Below are 21,459 nucleotides of genomic sequence, written 5' to 3' on the forward strand. Positions count from 1 at the left end.
TTTGAAATGAGAAGGCAGGGCATTACTGTCCTGCTTTCTCTTTTTATCCACCATCAAAAGCCAATCACCATGAAAAAATTCATACTCATACTCCTCCCGATATTAGCCCTGGCAGGCTGTCAAAGTAAAACTTACTACGGTGCCCAGAGCACCAATCTGCAGCGATTTGACGGATGGCAGGAAGAAAACGCTACCTTCCTGATGGAAGCCAATGACCTCACCCTCCTGCTTCAAAATCTCTCCACTCTGGCAATGACTGAAGCCAATCGCAGAGACACGTACCTCACTGCCGAAGAGGCTTATCCAGAATTTCAAAACCTCCTCTTAGACTTTAAAATAGAGGCCGCAGCCAGGCGAGTGAAACTATCGAGTGTACTCAGCAAAGACAATGACCTCATCTACCAGCAGCTGAGAACCGCGCAGAAGGATGATTTTGACAGTCTCTATCAAAAAATAATGCTTCAAAAAATAGCTGAGCTACAGAGTATTTCGGAGGACTACACCCTTGAAGGACACAATGAAGGCCTCAAAGACTTTAGTGAAAAAATCATTCACATCCTGTCACCACTAAATGAAAAGATAAAGGCGCTGGAAATGACCTGATCTCATGGCTTTTGATATAACACTTAGCGGAGAAGAGCGTTTATTTGTAGGATCATTACAAATAAGCGTGAAGAGAAGTCATATTGCCAATTTTCTGGGAATCCTGCTAATTATACTTACCATTTCCCTGGCAGGTGCAGGGTTCATCACCTATAGGAATCTGGAGGAGATCGTCTCCAAGCTGGAGACAGATGATCGCTCCAATGAGAACCTTCTCCAATACAAAGAGATATTGGTGAACCTCCACGATATGGAAAACCAGGTGGAGTCTTACGAGCTCACCAGTGATCCCAAATATATAGAAAGGTACAACCGGAGCATTTCGAGGGTATTTGCCCGTGTGGACTCCATCAATGGGCTCAACCAAACTGACACAGAGCTGCTCGTTTTCAACGACTCCCTGAGATCGCTGATCAATGAAAAAACCTTTACACTTAACCAGCTAATTGATTTCCGATCCAATCAGGACCAGGATGATTTCAAAGAACTAGAGGGGTTTCTGGATGCGATATCCGCCAATCCCATCCCCCCCGCTCAAACAACAAAAGATACTGCCAGGGTCACTGAACCAGAACCAGAAGAGAAAAAAGGGTTTTTCAAGCGACTATTGGCCAAAAAACCTGAACCTGTGGCCACCCCGAAGGTCAATCAGGACAGTATCATTCTGGCCGAGAAAAAACAATATCATTCTCAGATTAATAGCAAAGTAGATCAGATGAGATCCAGCCAGCGACTGGTCAGTCAGCGCCAGCGTGAAAAGGAGATGAACCTCCTTTCGGCTCATTTTGGCATTCAAAACCAAATAATAGACCTGGTGACATTTCTGGAAAGCCGTGAAACCACCAAGGTGAAAATCAAGGCCATCAAGGCCAAAGAACTGGCCAATCAAACCAGTCAGCAGATCACCCTGTTTTTCAGCCTGGCTACGCTCCTGCTGCTCTCGTCGGTGATCATGATGGTGACCTACGTGCAGCGCAACGGCCGCTATCAGGAGCTCCTGCGGGAGTCTAAAAAATCGGCCGAAACCCTGGCCAAAGCCAAAGAGCGGTTCTTCGCCAACATGAGCCATGAAATCCGTACACCGATGAACGCCATATCGGGTTTCACCAAAGTCCTCCTGAGAACCGAGCTGAATGAAGAACAAAAGGAACAGGTGGAAATCATTCACAAATCCAGTGAACACCTGCTGAGACTCCTCAATGACATCCTGGACTTCTCAAAGCTACAGGCGGAAAAACTCCAACTGGAGACAACACCCTTCAGTATCCGTCAGGTCTGCGATGACAGCATTACGCTACTAAAAGCCAGCGCCGCGCACAAAGGATTGAAACTCTATAGCGAGCTTGATAATGTACCTGAGTATGTACTGGGAGATCCGCATCGGCTCAGGCAAATCATACTCAACCTGCTGAACAACGGCATCAAATACACCGAAAAAGGCGAAGTGGCGCTACTCGTAAGCGGAGAGCGCAAGCAAAACAAATTCCACGTGGCCCTGGAGGTAAAAGATACTGGAATAGGGATTTCCAAAAACCATCAACTGAGGCTCTTTCAGGAGTTTGAGCAGGCCAATCAGAGTTCATTCTCTAAGGGTACAGGACTGGGACTGGCCATTACCAAGAGGCTTGTTAACCTGCATCAAGGAAGTATACGTCTAGACAGCAAGGAAGGAGTAGGTACCTCAGTATTCGTGAAGATGGCCTATCCGCTCACTGACAAGCAGCCCGTGGAAGAATCTACCAAAGAAACAAAACATGATTTTCAGGGTGTGCACGTACTCATTGCAGACGATGAGCCCTTCAATACCAAACTGCTGGCTACCATCCTGAGTAAAAAACAAATCACCTTTGATGTGGCACATGATGGCACCAGCGCTCTGAAGTTGGCCATGACCAAGCCGTATCACATGCTCCTGCTCGATCTTAAGATGCCTGGTCATACCGGATGGGAGCTACTCGAAGAGATCAAATCCACAGCTGGGCCCAATCAAAACACTCCAATGATCGCCCTCACAGCCACTGTCTCCAGCCTGGACAAAAGTCGGGGGACCACTTTCCATTTTGATCACATTATGAGAAAGCCATTTGAAGAAGCCGAACTTTTTGATTCTATAGCCAACGCTCTGAACATCGCCCCACCAGAAGATTCCCCAAAAAGGGTCACCGACCTTTCCTCGCTGATGCAAATGGGTGACCAAAAGTTTGTGGAAGACATGGTAGAGACCTTTATCAATGGGGCAAAGGATGGTCTCCAGCAAATAGATATCGCCTTGAAAAATCAAGCATACGAAAACATTTCGCTCGTTGCACACAGAATAGTGGCTCCCGCCAGACACTTCAAAGCGGGACAATTAGTAGATTTATTGAAAAACCTGGAAAAACGAGCAGATGACCAGGATTCTACCATTTCGGAGGCCGACCTGAACCATATCCGACAGGAACTGGATCGAGTTATAGCCTCCCTGAGATCAGCCCTTCAGGCGCAGATATTCAACTGAAAACATTAAAACTTATGGGTCAAAAGCCATTTACAATTTTTGTAGTAGAAGATGATGACTGGTACAGAAAGCTCCTCCATCACAACCTCACCCTGAACCCTGAATACCGGGTGGAGACCTTTGCCAATGGGGAAGCTTTTCTGAAGCAAATCAATGAAAAGCCGGATGTGGTCACCCTGGACTACCGCCTGCCAGACTATAATGGAGAGGACCTGCTCAAAAAAATAAAGGCGGCGGATCCGAGCATAGAAGTGCTCATCATCTCGGAGCAAAGTGAAATAGAAACGGCCGTTTCCTTGCTGAAAGCCGGGGCATATGACTACATCACCAAGACCGAAGACATTCGCGATCGCCTCCTCAATGTGGTCCAGCACATCAACAAAAACCGCTCACTCAAAACCCAGCTGGAAAATCTCCAGACGGAGGTGGCTCAGAAGTATGAGTTTGAGACATCTATCATAGGCCAGAGCAAGGAAATGAAAAAGGTCTTTCAGATGATGCAAAAGGCCACTACCAACAACATCTCGGTGATTATCACCGGTGAGACTGGTACCGGTAAGGAAATGGTGGCCAAATCCATCCACTACAACTCACCCAGAAGCAAGAAATCCTTTGTGGCGGTCAATATGAGTGCCATCCCCAAGGAGCTGGCAGAAAGTGAGCTCTTTGGCCATGAAAAAGGTGCCTTCACCGGCGCTGCCAACAGGCATGCGGGCAAGTTTGAGCAGGCACACGGCGGCACACTGTTTCTGGATGAAATAGGTGAAATGGCTCCTGAGCTGCAAGCCAAACTGCTGCGAGCACTTCAGGAAAAGGAAATCGTGCGTGTAGGGGGTACCGAATCAGTAAAGGTGGACTGCAGGATCATAGCCGCTACCCATAGAAACCTGCTGGACGAGATGAAAAAGGGCGCCTTCAGGGAAGACCTCTATTACCGGCTCTTTGGGCTACCGGTAGAGCTGCCCCCCTTACGCGATCGTGAGAATGACATTGTGATCCTGGCCAAACACTTCGCGGAGAGTTTCTATAAAGAAAACGACATGCCGCCGAAAACCTTCACTAAGGATGCCCTCAAGAAGCTCATGACCTACTCCTACCCAGGAAATATCAGGGAGCTCAAATCCATCGTGGAGCTATCCGTGGTGATGGCGGAAGACCATGAGATTACTGCCGAAGACATCACCTTTACTCAGTCCAATCCCATCACGGAACTCTTCGATGAAGCGCTCACCATGAAGGACTACGAACTTAGAATCGTGAAAATGTACCTCAAAAACCACAACGATGACATCAAAAAGGTGGCCGAGCTGCTGGACATTGGCCAGTCCACCATCTATCGGATGCTGAAAAAAGAGAAGTGATTTAGCACTACAATTTTGAGATAGGCTTCTCTTTTTGAGAATGCGCCTGTCAATTTGGGATAAAGTGAGAATTAGATGAAAATACAATTACCTAATTATCAGCTAGTTAAATCACGATAAAAATCTGGTACAAGTTTGGCATAATGGCTATTCGTAAATCAAAACGTATAGCCATGAACTATAAACAAATACTTTCAGCATTTATTCTCTTTACCTTTTCCATCGGCGGTGTACTTGCCAGTGGTAACCAAAAAGATGAAAAAACAGAAGCAGAACTCTCTGCCTCCTCTCTTCATTATCCTGTGAAGCCATCGCTGGCCATCAACACCTCCAGCTACAACACCGCTTTCGGTGTGCGGGGACTTGGTACCTCAGGTCTTACCATCAAACATTTCACCTCCAACTCCAGAGCGATAGAAGGAATCATCGGTCTGTGGCCCAGCGCCCTGTCCGCCACCATCCTTTTCGAACGATATGTCAATGCATTTGACGAACCAGGGCTCAACTGGTACTATGGTATCGGTGGTCACATAGCCACCCAAACCGACTGGGTATACTATGATGGTGTACGAGGGTACCGCAGGTCCAACGGGGACTTTGGAGTGGGTATAGATGGAATCTTCGGCTTGGAATATAAAATCCGCGAAGTACCCATAGCGGTAAGTCTGGATGTAAAGCCATTTCTGGAGGTCACCACCAACGGGGATGCGTACCTCGCACTGGACCCCGGACTGGGCATCAAGTTTACCTTCTAAAAAAAGTTAAAGCAAACAGGTGTTTTGATTCATCATAAAAGAACAAAACATGGAAACTCTAGCCATCATATATCTGTGCTTAGGTGCGCTGGTGATGTTGTTTGGGATCAGAAAGATCAGACGTCACCTTCCACTGAGAACGGAAAACAGCAAAAACCAACCTGCTACTGAAGAAAGATAAAGTCCGAAACGGATCCATTAAATAAGATGATAACCTTAAAATCAATACTGTTATGAACTCTCAAACAAAAAAAAGTACGCTGAAAATCTCAGCCATATTGCTGGTAGGAGCACTTGCTTTCACCTCCTGCGACAAAAAAGAACGCGAACAACTAAAAGCTCAGGCTGACCAGCTGGAGCAAAAACTGCACGAGCGTGATTCGGCTTTCAACAGCATCATGAACGTGATGGCCGAAGTGGAAACTCAGATCGAGCAAATCAAAACGCAGGAAAACCTCATTGCCAATTCGTCATCAGGTGACTTTTCCAGCATGGAAAAAGACCAAATGGTGGGTGACCTGAAGAAAATCAATGAGCTGATCACCAGTACCAATGAAAAAGTAAAGTCCCTATCGAGTCAATTGGAAGACTCAAACATAGAGCTGAATGCTTTTAAAAGAAGGGTACAGGATATGATGAAAAACCTGAAAGCCAGAGAAGCATCAATCGCTCAGCTGAAGGAAGACATTCAGATGAGAGATAACCGAATCGCCGAATTGGATACCGAGGTGGGCTCACTGGTGACCCGTGTGCAGCTGCAAACGGAAACCATAGAACTCCAAAACCAGGAGCTCGTGGAGCGTGAAAACGATCTGAACACGGCCTTTTTTGCGGTAGACACTGAGAAAAAACTCAAAGAAGAAGGACTAGTGACCAAAGAAGGTGGGTTCCTCTGGATAGGAAAAACCACCGAGCTGCAAGCGGATGCCGCCCAGCAGAAATTCACCGAAGTGGATATACAGAACACCAAGCGGTTTTACATAGACAGTGAGAAACTGGAAATCGTGACGGAGCACCCCAGCGAGAGCTACAAGTTGGTGAATGAAGACGGTAAAGTGAAATACCTGGAAGTGGTGAACCCTTCAGAATTCTGGAAAATATCCAAGTACCTGGTTGTTTCCGTAAAAGGATAATATTCGATCAGCTATGGGGTCCGGAACAGATCCGGACCCTAATTTTAACATTTCAAACTAAAACATTAAGACCATGAAATTCAAAATACTATTTCTAGCCACAATGTGTATCTTTTTCACCTCTGCCCAGGCTCAGCGAGCGGGACTCAAAGGGGGTGTGAACTTCACCAATCTCTACGTGGACGATGTGGACGATGAAAACATGAAAGTTGGATTCAATGTGGGTTTATTCCACCGGTCAGACATCAGCAACAATTTTGCCATACAGCCCGAGTTTCTTTTTACTCAGAAGGGATCCGAAATACAGTATAGTGGGTTTCTTGGTGGCAGCGGAAAATACAGGTTCAACCTCAACTACCTGGAAGTACCTGTACTGGCCATGGCCAAGATAGGAAGCTTCAACATTCACGCTGGTCCTTATCTGGGATTTCTGGTGGGTGCCAAAGTGAAGGACATTGACGATGATGGTAGTGTAAACGACGTGGAGTCGCTGGATCGTGATGACTTCAATACATTTGATTATGGTATTGCCGGAGGTATAGGGTTTGACTTTCCTGATGGCATGCTTGGTCTAAGGTATAACTACGGTTTTGTGGAGATTGGACAAAGCGGGGTAGCCGGACAGGCCACCGAAAACTCTAAAAACTCCGCCCTGCAACTTTACCTTGGTTTCGACTTTTAAGTCGAAAAGTACATAGATTCGCCGAAAGGCAATAAGGCCCTGAACTACGTTCAGGGCCTTATTTTTTGTTCACCCCATACCGTCTATGCAGCCCCTTTACCAAAAGAGCTCGAAAAACATGCCTACGTTTTTCCAATTTCATGCGCATGAAAAAAAATTTCGTGCCTACGAATCCTGAACAAAATGAGAGATCTCAAAATTCAGCTCGCTCTTTGCAATTCCATTGTTTTTAATCATTTTTATCCATTAATAACCAGACCGTTGTTCAACCAAACACCAAAGTAACTTTTCACCCATAAGGAATCCGCCATGAAGTCTCTCAAAGTCATTTTTATATTAAGTGCTACATTCATTATCCTAGATCCTTCAAATGCACAAAAAGCAGCCAATTGGACAGATCTTGTCAATGTTGAGGTTTCTGAAGATAACCTTACATTAACCGGATATGTATACAACTGGGGGGATGGTGGTGCAGCTTCGGTTAATATACTAAATGAAAATACCGACGGCTGGGTTGAAACAACCGCTAATCAAACAGTAACTGCAAGAATGTTAGGTCTTTCAGAAACCAACGAAGATGCGCATTATTTATCAATTGATTTTGCCATCTATTTAAGACAAGGAGGAGAATTAAGAGTATACGAAAAAGGTGTTCTGATGTATACCTCAGCATCACCTTACGCCGTAGGAGACATCCTGAAGATAGCGCGGGAAAGTGGTACCATCACCTATAAAAAAAATGACGTTACTTTTTATACTTCCACGGTACTATCCACTACAGCATTGATAGTGGATGTTGCGTTCCATGACGGATCCTTAAATAACCTGCAAATATCCGACTCGTTTAGCTCTCCCAGCACAGCCAAATGGGCAATCAATGGCTCCACACTTTATTACGAAAATGGTATTGCTATTGGTAGACCGGATATAATTGATGACTATTTATTGACTGTGGAGGGTAAGATACTTTCTCAAGAAGTCAAGGTAACTATGGATGGATGGTCAGATTTTGTTTTTGATGATAATTACAAGCTCCTTACACTAGAAGAAATGGAACAGTACATTACCGAAAACGGGCATCTACCTGAAATACCCAGTGAAACGGAAGTGCTGCAAAGTGGCATTCATTTAGGTGAAATGAATGCCAAATTATTGCAGAAAATAGAGGAGCTTACACTTCATATGATAGAAATGAACAAACAGATTCAACAATTAAAAGTGGAAAATCAAACCTTATTGGATCAGCACATTCAAAGAGACTAAGGTTCAACAAATTGTCTTAATGGAGAAAATCTAAAGACAAAATTCCACTTTTCAGATAGGTGGTATCGGTGGGCACTCCACCTCGATATTTGATCTGTTTCACAGAATCTCCCTGCAACTCCTTTCGGAATCCATTCAAAACACCGGATTTATAAATACGTTCTTCCACAACCTCTCCGCCTAGAAGATCCTGCGACTTACCTGAAAGCTGGCCCTTGCGGTAGGTTTCTATGGTTACCAGATCACCCTGCTCGTATGAATACCAGGTACCCGTTTTAAGGCCATCCTTGAATTCGCCCCTGGCTGACAGTTGACCTTCCTGATTCATTCGGGTAAATTCCCCATCCAGCAAGTACCCCGAAAAGCTCCCTCGGGTGGATTGAAGTTGCCCACTTTTAAACCAAAAATATTCCCGGTTTGGGTCAGGATTCACCTTCGTTCTGGTCAACCGAAATTCGAGAAAGTCATCACCCGCTTTGGTGGTCACTTTCTGAAGTTCTCCATCATCTGACGGAAATATCCGTTGACCACAACCTGTTAAAACAAGAAGAAACCCCAGCACCAATAAAAACTTGTTCATTGCCATAAATTTTAATTTCCAAAATCCATACTGGACGACAGCTCAAACATCGGAAGGTACATCGCCACCAGGATAACCCCAACCACCAGTCCCAAAAATATGATCATGAATGGCTCCAGAAAAGTAGCCATCAAGGCCGTTTTATGTTTGACCGAGTTGGTATAATCTAGTGACAATTTCTGAAAAAACGAGCCTAACTGATTCACCTCCTCACCCACCTTGATCAAAGCGATCATCTGATTGTCAAAAACAGGATGTTTTTCAAAGGCCTCCGTAATGGTTTTTCCCTGAACAAGATCCGTTTTGATCTGATCAAGAACCACCTCAATGTGGAGGAAGCCAATCATCTTCCTGACCATCTCCAGCGTATGCACCATGGGAACCGCTGATAGAATAAGCAATCCCATGCTGTCGCAAAAACGAGCCAGATATATCTGTCTGTATATTTCTCCCCCAAGCGGTACCCTGAGCCAAATCCATTCTTTAAACCATCTGAATCTAAGATTTTTTCTGAGCGCATAAATCGAAAAAAGTATGATGCCCACCGATGAGAAGAGCAATAAGGCATTGGATCTGAATCCGCGTGAAAGACCAATGATGGTTTTGGTTAAAGCCGGGAGGTCACTATTAAAACGCAGGAAGACCTCCTCAAACATTGGAATGATAAAGAAGATCATAAAGGAGACCGCCCCAAAAGAAGTGAGCGTAATCAAAATCGGGTACGAAAGGGCGCTCACGATTTGCCTCCTTTGTGCTATCTGATTTTCGAAATAGGTGGTTAATTTTTCGAAAACAAGGGTCAAACGACCTGTCTCCTCCCCAATTTTCAATGAAAACACCTCATAGGGTGTGAAATCCTTGAATTGTGCCAGTGATTCTGAAAGCGACTTTCCTTTCACAATTTCCGTAAGCACCATTTGCAATTTCTCCCTGGTCTTTTTGCGTTTGAGTTGCTGAAACAATATCTCAAAAGATGCACGGATGTCTACCCCTGACTGTTGTAGCACATTCAGTTGACGATAGATGGTTTCCTTTTCTTTGTCAGAAACCCTATGTGGAAAAAGGTCAATTTCTTTAGTCAGAAATGACTCCTGTTTTTTCTCCTGAGTGACCTTAGGGCCAGATATGTCCAGGTCAGTAAGTTTCAATGGTATTATTCATCTGATTTTCACTCGAAACTATCTGATATAGTTGGAAACAATGACTGTTTTCTCCAAAAAAAAGACAGGTACGTAGTACACCAGGAGCATTTTCCTCTATCGATACGTTCATACCGACTCCCAAGGTATCGCTTGTACCTTTAAGGATCCTTACCATCACCTCAGCTCCGAATTCATAATCAATTTCCCGACCTTCGGAAATCAAATGTAAATGTCCTGTGGATAGTTTATATGCCTCGCAGGCTTGAAAATCTTTCGACAACAGGTACTCCACGCGTGCTCCCTGGGTGATCTCTTCTGCTTTGGTCTCAATCCGACTTTTGTAACCCTGAACAAATGAAATCACCCCCCAGCACAATGACATGATGATCGATGCGATGATCATACTCACGAGTAGCTCTATGATGGTAAATCCACTAATCCTCTTTTGGTACATAAAAAATGGTAGATGCTTGCTCCTTCAACCCGGTGCTGTCCTGCCCTATACATGAGCCGATCTTGATAAGATCAAACCCCTGAAAATCCCTCACCTCATACGATAAAGATAAATGGTCTTTGGAGAAAGTAAGAGGTCGAATTTGTTTGATCGCCACCAGTGAATCCAACTGTTGTGTAACCTGATTTTTCAACGCCAACTCACGACGGGCCGGAAAGGACCTGTAAAGGTTAAATGACACGATCACCGCTATGGAAAGCAAAATACTCAGCAATACCATCGATACAATGCCCTCAATAATTGTATACGCTTTTAGCCGCATCAGTTTAGGTATTTCAATACTTTACCTTCCTTCTTATAAAACCACTGGGACAGGGCCAAAAAAGCAGTGTCCAACTGAGTGCCATCAATGGTCGCGTTGAATAAGTAATTTTCATACACGCCTGTCTGAGCATTTACCAGAAAACGCTTCACTGTCACGTGTCCCTCCACTGTGCCATAGGTTTCCAACATTCCATTGCAGTAAATCATACCTCGAAATTGTGTGCCATCCTCCAGATAGATTACCCGCCTTCTGAAACCATCTTTGCTCCCATCCATTAGTAGCCAGCCAGTAATTTCACACTTCCCACGGGTTTGAATGGTAGCAAGGTCATTCCGGTTATACGTGGCCAGCACCGTCGGATAGGTCAACTTCACATTGTCGTGAACAATGATGGTATCCGTGGCAAAAAATTGACCATTCCCCCGAAAACCACTCAGAAACTCGATCACTGGCGCATAGGCCACAATATCCGTGGTGCTGGCCAAAGTATCAAAGATCAAACGACTTTGAGATGTGATCAGCACATGACCCGAATAAACTTTGTTAACTCCAGCATTACCTGCTTTGACCTCCACGAGATCCGTATCAAATGAATTGATCAGTGTGTCATTGTCCTGCTCCAGTTGTACGCCCTCCAATTGCTCCATTCGCCCAAAAGCTTCTCTCAGCGTCACTTCGGGAAGTTTTTTCTCACTCTTCAACTCCGTGCCGTAAATTAGTGAGTCATTGGTATACCCCACTCTATTGATATAGGCACTTTGTACACCCGATACCGGCAGGTAACAATCACCGATCAGGCGCGTATCTCCCACCAGCGACAATGGACGCCTGTCATCCACCAAAAATACTGCTGATCTTCCTTTGTTCTCAGGACGATGAGCTAACGTGTAGATGCGACTTACTTCCTGGTTTCGTTTATAGGCCGTAACCCGGTATTGATCCAGAAGCCCCCATGCCCTACGCAAGATGGAAATACTATCTTGTTCCTCCCCATAAAGGTCGAAATCATAGGTACGGTCATACTCAAAGTGGTCATATTCCCCAAGCGTCATCTGTATCCCGGAGGCCAGGTTTTTCTGGAGTCGTATTCTGGTGAGGTAATGAATCTGCTCCATCCGTGCATAATAGACATATAGGGTGAGCATGGACAAGCCCACACTCATCAGCAAGCTGATGGCGAGCACATAGGACAACACCCCACCTGATATTCTCATGACCATGGAGGTGAATTTAACAAAGATGTGGATGAGCACTCAGGTATTGGGAGCAAAATCTGATTGGGGGAATGAGAGCATAAACAACCTGCGGAACTGAATTTTGATCAATCCCGCCACTGGCTGACATAAACTTCACCTCGCACCCGCTCGGACTGCATCTTGCTTGTTAGTCACAAGACCAACAAGGGCAAAATTTCAAATATATTTATTTCATGGTTTCTTTCGTGAAGTTCTTTCCACGGTGGATAATCTTGATGCGAGAAAAATTAAGATTATCAAATTTAAGGCTGCCAAAACAAGAGCAGAGATATAGAAGCCAGAATTATCTTCAACATCTTTTTGGACATCTTCTTCCGAACTGTTTTTGATCATCTTTTCCAATTTACTCAGCCTTAAACCATTAATCGTAAAATACAGTTGACTTGCTACCTTCGAGTTATGAATACTCATAACAATCTCTTCTTCTTCTCGAGTATAGTTAAGAGGACGTGGCGGTAAAATTTTTGAACTCGCACTCTGATTAAAAAAGGTTAGACTTTTTGAATAACCACAAGAACTGACCTCTAGATTTCCGTTTTCAAATTGTCCATAGACTAACCAAACTTCCTCATTTGTTGTACTAATTGAACAGCTATTTATTCCTATTTTGAAAATACTGTCTCTTGAGGATAAGTGATTCTTAAAAACCTCTAAAACTTCTATCGTGTAGTATTCGCTATTACTCTCGATAATCTTACCTAAAAAAATCATGTCAGAATTATTCTGCTCATACTCTTGGGTAAATTCTGCGCAATCACAAGCCATCAATATTTGGCCAATATTTATAAAAAATATAATAAGTGTACTTTTGATCATTTGAACAAGGTTTGATATTTCCAAAATATGTTATGATAAGGCATCGGCATTCTCGTACCACCCGTTTGAGTATTAAAATACTCATACATTCGGTTCACTGTGTGCGTTTTAAAACCCGGAGTTGTTCCCGCCCAATATTTACTGTCAATTGAAGCAAAATATGCCATGTGGTGATTTTTTAGCACATTATGATATCCCTTCATACCATGCCCATAAACTTCATGAACAGCAAGTGCTTTTACATTATGTATTGTAGTCTCATAACTTTGGATATCAAAATTGACATGGTGTTTACCATCTTCAAATCCTAAATATCTTCCATTACCTTTTTTATCCCTGTTATATGTAATCACCAGCTCATCTCTCGAAATGTATTCTCCGTTTGGCGCTGTAAATCCGTCACTTAGAAAACTCTCAATTAACTCTGGAGAGTTTTGATAAAGAGTATTGCCCTTCCTTTCGAGGTTGTATCCAATAATTCTATTCCGGGCTCCAACGGAATTATAGTTACCACTTAAACCATATGAAAACCCTCCAGAACCGTAACCTATGCCGATACCCATACCACCACTACCGTCAGAGTTACTAAACCCAATCCCGGCATTTACTCCCCAACTGTTGCTCCATTGATTATTGGTAATATCATAATTATAGCTGACCGATCCTCCTGCAGTAAAAGGCCCGACTGAACCATAGGCAAGACCCGTTGTGGAAGTACTCAAATTTCCATTCGAGAAATTGTAATTTAACCCTTGCTGAACCGCAGCGCCAGCCCCCAAGCCATTACCACCAACCCTGTACCCAACTTCCCCGTAAGGCCCAGCCGAGAAGCCATCCTGCCATCCCACATTTAAGCCCGCTCCCAATGGTATTCCGATAGGTGTCAGATTAAAGCCAACACTAAACCCTCCATTTCCAATACTCCATGTAACAAACTCCCCATCGGGATCCACTCCATTCACCGGATCATTCCCTATCCCGACATAAGGACTCGCAAACTGCCCTGCGGGGTCTACCGCATAGAACCTGCCCAGCTCATCATCGTATAAGCGAGCTCTGTAGTTGTGCAGGCCTGTCTCCTGATCATACTCCTGCCCGGTAAACTGATAGGCGACCTCCTCAGTGCCTACTTTTTTGAATGGCCGTCCAAATGGTCTGTAGTTGTACCCGGCAGTATAGGCATTAGATGCATCCACCACCGCTCTGGTACTGCCCAAATGATCTTTGATCACAAAACTCCAGTTTCCTTCTTTGGCTATGGCGATTACACCACCCGGTCCGTAGATATACTTGCTGACATCCTGAGTAGCTCCATCGTCATTGATCTCCACCAGAGGATAATCAGCATCTCCATGTACATAATAGGTTTTGAAGGTATTGGCGCCTTCCTGATCCTTCTTTAGCAGGCGCTGATTATTTGCACCATATTGAAAGGAGGTCATCTCACCTGACAAGTCAATGGAGGTAGTGAGTCCTAGTCCCTTATCATAAGTGATATTTGACAGTCCATCGGTTACATTAGAGGTGATGTTGCCTACATTGTCATAAGTGTAAGTCCCCAGTGTGCCGCTTCCAGTCAGAGTGGATACCTTATTGGTGCCAGCTATATACGAATAGTTCCAATTCGTACTTTGCACCCGCTTAGTCAGAATGTTTCCATTTCGGTCATAAAACATATCTCCACCCACTCCAATGTCATTTTCATGATACCTGCTGTTATCGGCAGCCAGTAGTCTGCCGAGTTTGTCATACTTGTATCTGACGGAATAGTTCTCTATGCCGAGACCGCTGGGGTAGGTATGTGTTACCTTGGAGATATTGCCTGAATAATAACCAGAGGGGCTGCCATATGCATTGGTGGTATACTCGATAGACTCTGTGAACTTCGAAGGAACGTCAATGGAAGCTAGCCATCCATTGTCACTATAATAACTATAATTAATTGGAAGAGTCTCGTTATTCAGTATTTCCTGACTTAAGGCTCCATTGTTCCCGTATACATAGACAGCATACTCATTCGGATTTGATTCACTCCCTATTGATATCAAACGCCCGGACAAGTCATAATCATAAACAATAGCCGCTTCATCAATAGCGGCCACTCCGGCAGAAGCTATGAAAGATGATCCGGTTTTAGCCCAAAAGCCTGGCTTAAGGACAATACTATTAGACGCCATCACGGACAAATCTCCACCAGACTCAACACGAGTACCTGAAAGCACCACCTCTTTTGCCTGAACCTCCCTGGTGCCGGTGACAATTTCCCCAATCAACTGATCTACGGGCTTCGTATACTCTACCTGTACTATCTGACCACTGTTATTCCTGCTATAAGCTATGATCGGCATGGCTACTCCTTCACCATGTATTTTTGTTCTTACGGCGTTCTGATAGCCTTCACCATCCAGGGCATCATAACTTTCGGTCACCTCAGCAGCATTATCATCGTCATTGTTCACTTCCACCTGGATCAACATGTCCCTATCGTAAGTCGTATTCTCATGATTACCATAGGTGTACTTCTTTCTCCAGGTGGCAGGCGTAGGTGGCCATGCCTGGTTATCCGGATTAGCACTGGTAAAGCCACTGTTGATATAACCCTCCTCAATCATTTTGCCCAAAGCATCATACTTGCGGTAGAGAAAGTACCCTTGAGCCCTCCCCTTGGCATCTTCCAAGAACCTGAGCCTACCATAGGCATCGTATTTATATTTCGTGATCCCCGACTCAGCATCTTTGGATTCAGTCACCTGCCCAATAAAATTGTGAGTGGAAGTCGCCACAAAAGAGTTTCTTTCACTCTCTGACAGACCCTGGTCAAAATAATTAGGTGGATAGTAATAAGATATATTGCTAACATCATCGTAGGTTGACCTGCTGTACAGATAAATGTCAGCATTCGGGTCCTTGGTATCGTAGGTGATCGATCCGCCATATGATCCGGCATACGTCACATAATAAGTCACGCCCTGGGTAGCCTGAAATGTAAATGATCCGTAGCCCACCGTATTATTCACGATATTGGATGATCCTGGCCCTGAAGTTCCTACTTTAAAGGAGGTTCCATAATAGCCATAATCAATGGTTTGGTCTCTAACGGCAGTAAATGAGTGCGTCGATTGGCTTGAACTGAGCTGGAAATTCTGGGCCTCGTACTTTATCCCTTTCACACTTCCTGCTTTGGTCAATACCGTATTACCCGACAGATCACTAATCTGAAATGATTCCAAGCCATCGGCGTTAACCACCTTGCTGGCTCGATAAAAATTATCAGGTAAGTCAACATCAAAACCAATTTCATTGTCAAAGTTCAGTCCTGCATCACCATTGGTTCCGTAGGCCATCCGGGTAGTCCTCACCCCCCCTAACACGAAATCATTTCCTGGAATTTTCGACTCTAACACACGCCCTAATGGTGATGTTTCATATACTGATGCTGAATAAGCCAATGCACCATACTCTGCCGCGATATCACCGGAAAGCTGTTTGGTAGAAGAGTTCCAGCTGGCAAAGGAAGACTTATAGCCCAACCTACCTGCCAAAACCAGGGATCTGGTCTGCACATAGGGTCGGGAAAGGTTGTCATAGAATACGCCCGAAACCATCACTTTGGTATCTGGTAATTCACTCTGTGACTGACGTACCTTTCCTGAAGCATCTACAAAAGTGGCTGAGAGACTTGGATCTGAATAGATCAGTAGATTATCAACAGTCCACGGAGTAGAATAGCCGTAGTCTCCTCGGTTGAAGAAGACAAATTTTCCGACATTAGAAGCTCCTGATCTAAAACTCTCCGTAATAATGTATTTGCCGTCTACGTAGCAATCCACCTTTTGCGTTTCGAAATCCAAAATGGTGAGCACCTTATAGGTCTTGCCCATCTTCATATTGACATCCCGCGGTGTAGTATATAGCAGAAAATCAAATCCACTACCATCGTACATAAATTCGTTGAAAACCGCATTGCCCGAGGTTCCTTCATTACCATCCCAGGTGGAGGAACCTGCCCCAAAACCAAAACTCAACTTGCCCGATCCCCCTGTATAGTAGGATGGCATTTTCACCAGAAACTCCACAGCCACTCTTTTGCCAGTAATGTCCTCCGGTAAATCCAAAATGAACTTCCCGCTGGCTCCGGCATTATTGAAATGCGTAAGCCCCCCCTCCTCAAACGTCCAGTCACCACCACTGGCCGACCACCGACCCAGATTAAAGTCAAAACCCTCATAAAAACCCTCTGTACCACTGGATGCACTCTGCAATCCAATAATAGGGTTGGAAGAACTGACGGATAAACCATATTTACCAGGTAAATAGTTAGCAGAACTTCCTCCCGGATTCAGGTTATGATCTATATGCGCGTAAGTAGCATAATTTTCATCCTGGGCGTAATAATTAGTTGAACCACTCTCCTTTTTAGTAGCAATCACAGACCTTGTTTTAGGGTCATAAGAAAATGAAGAAACATATGCATCTTCGGGATAGGCCCGGAAATTGTCAAACGCACATGCGATCTGATTAGCCCATACTTCTACTCTGGATCCGGATCTTTCTGAAACAGCGGACCTAAGGACCTTTTCATTACCGATATACACATGAATCTCCCCAGCACTTTTCACCAAACGGCACGGTTGCCACTTACTCAAATTGAAATCTGTAACATTTGTCGCTAGTTCGCTAGCTCCGTCAAATAAGGTAACTTTCCCATCAAAATCAATCGTCAACACATACCCATCTGCACTGGACGTTTTATCCCAATTTATCTCCACAGAACCATTCGTCGCATTGTGCTCAAATGTCAAATCAAATTCAAAAATGTAATCCCCATCGAATTGACCAGATAGATCAGTATACATCATTCCTGTGATGGTGGATTGATCAAAAACTGCGCTTCCTGACAATGTCGACCAATTGCCTCCTGATACCGGGGTGTACCAGGTAGAAGTTCCTCCAAAGGTACCATCATCAAAATCTGCAGACCAAATTTCATCTTCCCTGGCATTGTAAGCCTTCAATACAGGCAGATCATTCCGATATAAAGTGGATGACCACACCCCCAATGCATCTTTGGTTTCAATCACTCGTCCGTCTGAATCATAAACCATCTCCCCCACAAGTTGCCAATTGGAGGGAATAGTGCCCGAATTGGTCCAATCATTAAAAGCACTACCCGAGGCCACCTGAGAATAACTTCTGAATGGTAGATCTCCAGACCATGTGGTCACAGAGGATCCCTGAATTACTCCGTTTACCAAACTAGTTTGTTGAATCACAGGGCTCAAGAGATTATCAGATAGCCCTGTTGTACTATAAACCTGCCAATAATACTTCTGCGTTTGCTTATATACATCACTATTACCATCTGCATCATAATTGACAGAAGTGGTAGCCTCCGGTTGGTTGAGTACATTATAATCGTAGGTTACGATAGACGTTATTCCCTCAACAGTAGATTTCGTTTGTGTCGGGAGTATCAGCTCGGCCGTCTGAATCATTTGCCCTAAGGCGTTGGTGATACTAAGAGATTTTCTAGTGAAATAGCTCTCAGTTTTAGATACTTCTGCATTACCAGCGTCTAATGCTATCGTTTTGTAGCTCATTCCCCTTACAAAGGGCGACTTACTATTGACATTGGTCAAATGCTCATCAGCCAACACCTCTCCATTGTAGAAGTAAGAAATCACTTTACCATTAGGTGAAGTAGTAGTAGATGTCGTGCCAAGTAGCGTAGTGGCTTCATTAAACTGAGGAGACCTTCCGTCTGGTGTTATTGTGGCTGTGGAGGTGGTGAAATTATAAGCTGTAGAAATCGTACTAAACCCGTCATTAACAGAAATGTACTTCACAGGATAAAAACTCAATGCTCCACCCACAGAGTGGCGAATCACTTTATGTAATTTCAGAGATGTAGCACTCCACTCATCTGACGAACCATAGGTAACAAAAACACCCAACCCACCTGCCTCATTGGCAAAAAAACCGGAATGGTAAGTACCGTCTATGTAGGTTTTCTCTACCTCTCCATTGTGCAAGGTGTACTTATAAAGACCTGTTCCATCACTTTGCTCGTGAAAAAAGAAGTTCGGGCTACCATACACGTAGCTCGATTCACCCTGTGTATCAGACAGCTCAGAAGTGTAAAACGTATTGTTCCAAATACCCGTATTGCTACGTTTATGCAAGTAGGGCCAGTAATAAGAGTAGTTCCCCCAAAATGAACCAACCGTCAAGCCATCATTTGGGTAAGACGGGTGTTCTGGAAGCTGGGTTCTCGTTTTCCACGAATTGGTATTGGGGTTAAACTCCATTCTGAATCCGTCATACCCACCACTGTTGTCAGACCAAACGAAGAAGTCATCATTTAAAGAACTCCTCCATACGTCGTTATGAGTAGCCTCACTATAAGTAATCCAACTTTGGCCGTTAAATCTCCCCAAATCAATTTTACTTTGATAATAATCACTGGCCTGGACGATGGAATTATTGACTGATTGCATCCGCATCAAATTACTAAACCCTGTGCCAAGCTGGGTCATAGTCTGATTGAAGTATTGATCCCATTGATAAATTACGGCTTTCCCATTTGAATATTTAAGTGCTACAAAATTGTTTGATGCAATCCCCATTTGTGCATTCCATGAATCATTACCGTCGTAAGTCTGCTTATTGGCAAAGGTTTTATCCCTCTTCAGGTAATGAATGTCCCGGTAATTATAATCTCCTATTTCGTAAGTTGTGAATATATAATTTGACTGTCCAATATGATATGGATCACGGGTTCCACTATAATTATTAATTACGGCACTGCGCCAGGAGTTCATATTATTATTCTTGATGTAAACAGTCAATTTGGAACTGGTGCTACTTCCTTCTGCTCTTTGGCCAACTCCTACAAAATTATCTCCTGACACAAAGGAGGGTTTCGAACTGCCAATATTGACCTGTGGACTATAGAGGCTCCACCCACCAGTCTGGTCATTTTTACTCACGAGGAAAAGCTCACAATATCCTCCTGTCCCCGGAGTAGCTATCCCGAAAAAATCCTTTTGTGTTTGTACGAAAAACTCCTGATATCTGTCTCCTCCCAGTGCATCCCGGTCAACCCCCTGGATGGTGGTAATGAAATTCTCCTTCCATTTGCCATCCCACTCATACACATACACCTTGACAGGCCTATCAGAGTTATCATGATTTACCCCGTTCAATTCTCTCCAGCAGACCACCACATAACCGGGTCCTTGCCAGATTTGGGGCTCGGAGTAGCCCGCGGGGGCATAAATTGGCAAATCCAAATCTCCCACAGATTTGGTCTGATAAGTATATGAGATGGATGCCCCAGATGCAGTCAAAACCGTTTGTAATGCTCCTATGTAGGTTCCCGATGTGTAGTACTCAAAAGACGCTTGGGTGGTATAGCTACCAAATCGATCTGATGAGCGAATTTCAGATAACAACCTTTTTTTATACCGATCGTCAGAACTGAGCTCAGTCAATGGATGATAGTTCAAGGTAACTGTCTGGATTAAGTCACCATTCAGGTTTAACCTGACATCAACTAAATATTTCTTTTCATAGATTTCCTGATATGCATCCGGCTCAGTTGGATTCTCCCTGTGTGGCTCATAATACTCATAAGAATTCTTGGAAGAATAAGTAAGTGATACATCATATCCCAACCCATTTTCTATAGTTGATAAGTAGCAGGCTTCAGTATGTAGTAGGCCAGATGAACCACCAACCTTGCTCTCAACTTTATCATAGCCATATATCACATAATCTGTTTCTAATCTATTAATTATCTTAGACAGATTCCATGCCCTTGGCATCTGACTCTGTCCACTGGTCACATTGCTATTCCCAATCCAATTGCCCCATTTGACCACCCAAGGAATAGAGGACGGAAAAGTATATTGGTCTCCATATATATAAACCGTCCCATCTTCCTTTGTGATCTCCCATCTTTCTCTGGAAGTAATGTATCGGATCTTCCAATTGGTATAATTCTTTGATTTAAAAACCTCCGCTGTATAGGTAGTGTTTCTATCTTTTGAGTAATAGGACTCGGTACCTGTATAAATTAATTCTGTAAGCGACCCATCCTTCAAATAATACTGATCATCCTCCACATTTCCGGTGTTTTTATGATCCACGACGATCTCGGGGTAGCTGAGGGTCCAGCCGAGCCCTAACACTCCAGTCGCAGACTCCTCATTGATGGTTTGTGCCTGATGCTGAACATTAGAATTATAGCTGATCGCAACATTAATTCCCAAACCCTGCTTTCCTGGAGCACTTATTAAACTTACGGGTAGATTAACTTCTCCACTGAATAAATTAACGCTGTTTTGGAGAGACCCTGCGTCTACTCCACCCACGGAAAAGGTATTGGTATCAACGATTTTACCAGCAGAGGATTGTTCCTGAGAAAATGACAGGTGAGTACATAGCAGTGCCGTGAGGAACATTAAACTCTTTGCATTCATGATCAATTAGGTTAGGTGATAATTGATTTCAATTCACTAAAATCAATTTTTTTATTAAATGGTGCAAGTAAAATTTCAACAGAACGGGCCACATTGTCTGAAAGCTTCA

15 protein-coding genes are annotated in these 21,459 nt (G+C 44.0%); 8 read left to right on the forward strand and 7 right to left on the reverse strand.

The features are described from left to right. Positions 1 to 69: 69 nt before the first annotated feature. From ACHKAR_RS21405 to ACHKAR_RS21440, 8 genes are all read left to right on the forward strand, one after another. Positions 70 to 603, forward strand: coding sequence for a lipoprotein (locus ACHKAR_RS21405; protein ID WP_395419504.1), 534 nt, complete (start codon positions 70 to 72; stop codon positions 601 to 603). A gap of 4 nt (positions 604 to 607) precedes the next feature. Beyond that, positions 608 to 3,100, forward strand: coding sequence for an ATP-binding protein (locus ACHKAR_RS21410; RefSeq protein ID WP_395419506.1), 2,493 nt, complete (start codon positions 608 to 610; stop codon positions 3,098 to 3,100). Between the two features lie 14 nt (positions 3,101 to 3,114). Beyond that, a complete protein-coding gene (locus tag ACHKAR_RS21415; RefSeq protein ID WP_395419509.1) occupies positions 3,115 to 4,461 on the forward strand; it encodes a sigma-54-dependent transcriptional regulator in 1,347 nt (448 codons plus the stop codon). A 173-nt stretch (positions 4,462 to 4,634) separates the two neighbouring features. Beyond that, positions 4,635 to 5,216 (forward strand): hypothetical protein, encoded by a 582-nt coding sequence (locus ACHKAR_RS21420; RefSeq protein WP_395419511.1) that lies wholly within the window; start codon positions 4,635 to 4,637, stop codon positions 5,214 to 5,216. A 49-nt stretch (positions 5,217 to 5,265) separates the two neighbouring features. After that, positions 5,266 to 5,397 (forward strand): hypothetical protein, encoded by a 132-nt coding sequence (locus ACHKAR_RS21425; RefSeq protein ID WP_395419512.1) that lies wholly within the window; start codon positions 5,266 to 5,268, stop codon positions 5,395 to 5,397. Positions 5,398 to 5,449: 52 nt separating this feature from the next. Then, positions 5,450 to 6,349, forward strand: a complete 900-nt coding sequence (locus ACHKAR_RS21430) for a Cbp1 family collagen-binding glycoprotein adhesin (protein ID WP_159582182.1) — start codon at positions 5,450 to 5,452, stop codon at positions 6,347 to 6,349. A 73-nt stretch (positions 6,350 to 6,422) separates the two neighbouring features. Further along, positions 6,423 to 7,031: a porin family protein gene (locus ACHKAR_RS21435; RefSeq protein WP_159582183.1), complete on the forward strand. Its 609-nt coding sequence runs from the start codon at positions 6,423 to 6,425 to the stop codon at positions 7,029 to 7,031. Positions 7,032 to 7,340: 309 nt separating this feature from the next. Beyond that, positions 7,341 to 8,294, forward strand: a complete 954-nt coding sequence (locus ACHKAR_RS21440; protein WP_395419514.1) for a hypothetical protein — start codon at positions 7,341 to 7,343, stop codon at positions 8,292 to 8,294. A 16-nt stretch (positions 8,295 to 8,310) separates the two neighbouring features. Here the strand turns inward: ACHKAR_RS21440 and ACHKAR_RS21445 are convergent, their stop codons facing one another. The 7 genes from ACHKAR_RS21445 to ACHKAR_RS21475 form a co-directional block, all read right to left on the reverse strand. Next, the gene (locus ACHKAR_RS21445; protein WP_395419516.1) at positions 8,311 to 8,874 is read right to left on the reverse strand and encodes a toxin-antitoxin system YwqK family antitoxin; all 564 of its coding nucleotides are present in this window, start codon (positions 8,872 to 8,874) and stop codon (positions 8,311 to 8,313) included. An 11-nt stretch (positions 8,875 to 8,885) separates the two neighbouring features. Then, positions 8,886 to 10,022 (reverse strand): type II secretion system F family protein, encoded by a 1,137-nt coding sequence (locus ACHKAR_RS21450; protein ID WP_395419518.1) that lies wholly within the window; start codon positions 10,020 to 10,022, stop codon positions 8,886 to 8,888. Beyond that, positions 10,009 to 10,470: a PulJ/GspJ family protein gene (locus tag ACHKAR_RS21455; RefSeq protein WP_395419519.1), complete on the reverse strand. Its 462-nt coding sequence runs from the start codon at positions 10,468 to 10,470 to the stop codon at positions 10,009 to 10,011. Before ACHKAR_RS21455 ends, ACHKAR_RS21450 begins: the two co-directional genes overlap by 14 nt. Continuing rightward, entirely contained in the window at positions 10,451 to 10,792 is a 342-nt protein-coding gene (locus ACHKAR_RS21460) for a hypothetical protein (RefSeq protein ID WP_395419521.1), read from the reverse strand. Before ACHKAR_RS21460 ends, ACHKAR_RS21455 begins: the two co-directional genes overlap by 20 nt. Then, positions 10,792 to 12,009 carry a hypothetical protein gene (locus ACHKAR_RS21465; RefSeq protein ID WP_395419523.1) on the reverse strand — a complete coding sequence of 406 codons (1,218 nt, stop codon included), beginning with the start codon at positions 12,007 to 12,009 and terminating at the stop codon, positions 10,792 to 10,794. Before ACHKAR_RS21465 ends, ACHKAR_RS21460 begins: the two co-directional genes overlap by 1 nt. Before the next feature lie 213 nt (positions 12,010 to 12,222). Continuing rightward, entirely contained in the window at positions 12,223 to 12,867 is a 645-nt protein-coding gene (locus ACHKAR_RS21470) for a hypothetical protein (protein WP_395419524.1), read from the reverse strand. Next, the gene (locus ACHKAR_RS21475) at positions 12,864 to 21,350 is read right to left on the reverse strand and encodes an RHS repeat domain-containing protein (protein ID WP_395419526.1); all 8,487 of its coding nucleotides are present in this window, start codon (positions 21,348 to 21,350) and stop codon (positions 12,864 to 12,866) included. Before ACHKAR_RS21475 ends, ACHKAR_RS21470 begins: the two co-directional genes overlap by 4 nt. Positions 21,351 to 21,459: the final 109 nt, after the last annotated feature.

Origin of the sequence: Marinoscillum luteum, from assembly GCF_044005705.1 — a bacterium.
Taxonomy (GTDB): Bacteria; Bacteroidota; Bacteroidia; order Cytophagales; family Cyclobacteriaceae; genus Marinoscillum; species Marinoscillum luteum.

Excerpts from the sequence above, each read along its gene's own strand:
- ACHKAR_RS21455 (WP_395419519.1), bottom strand. The coding sequence starts at position 10,470 with ATGTACCAAAAGAGGATTAGTGGATTTACCATCATAGAGCTACTCGTG.
- ACHKAR_RS21445 (WP_395419516.1), bottom strand. The coding sequence starts at position 8,874 with ATGAACAAGTTTTTATTGGTGCTGGGGTTTCTTCTTGTTTTAACAGGT.
- ACHKAR_RS21415 (WP_395419509.1), top strand. The coding sequence starts at position 3,115 with ATGGGTCAAAAGCCATTTACAATTTTTGTAGTAGAAGATGATGACTGG.
- ACHKAR_RS21425 (WP_395419512.1), top strand. The coding sequence starts at position 5,266 with ATGGAAACTCTAGCCATCATATATCTGTGCTTAGGTGCGCTGGTGATG.
- ACHKAR_RS21470 (WP_395419524.1), bottom strand. The coding sequence starts at position 12,867 with ATGATCAAAAGTACACTTATTATATTTTTTATAAATATTGGCCAAATA.
- ACHKAR_RS21440 (WP_395419514.1), top strand. The coding sequence starts at position 7,341 with ATGAAGTCTCTCAAAGTCATTTTTATATTAAGTGCTACATTCATTATC.
- ACHKAR_RS21420 (WP_395419511.1), top strand. The coding sequence starts at position 4,635 with ATGAACTATAAACAAATACTTTCAGCATTTATTCTCTTTACCTTTTCC.
- ACHKAR_RS21410 (WP_395419506.1), top strand. The coding sequence starts at position 608 with ATGGCTTTTGATATAACACTTAGCGGAGAAGAGCGTTTATTTGTAGGA.
- ACHKAR_RS21430 (WP_159582182.1), top strand. The coding sequence starts at position 5,450 with ATGAACTCTCAAACAAAAAAAAGTACGCTGAAAATCTCAGCCATATTG.
- ACHKAR_RS21460 (WP_395419521.1), bottom strand. The coding sequence starts at position 10,792 with ATGCGGCTAAAAGCGTATACAATTATTGAGGGCATTGTATCGATGGTA.
- ACHKAR_RS21475 (WP_395419526.1), bottom strand. The coding sequence starts at position 21,350 with ATGAATGCAAAGAGTTTAATGTTCCTCACGGCACTGCTATGTACTCAC.
- ACHKAR_RS21465 (WP_395419523.1), bottom strand. The coding sequence starts at position 12,009 with ATGAGAATATCAGGTGGGGTGTTGTCCTATGTGCTCGCCATCAGCTTG.
- ACHKAR_RS21435 (WP_159582183.1), top strand. The coding sequence starts at position 6,423 with ATGAAATTCAAAATACTATTTCTAGCCACAATGTGTATCTTTTTCACC.
- ACHKAR_RS21405 (WP_395419504.1), top strand. The coding sequence starts at position 70 with ATGAAAAAATTCATACTCATACTCCTCCCGATATTAGCCCTGGCAGGC.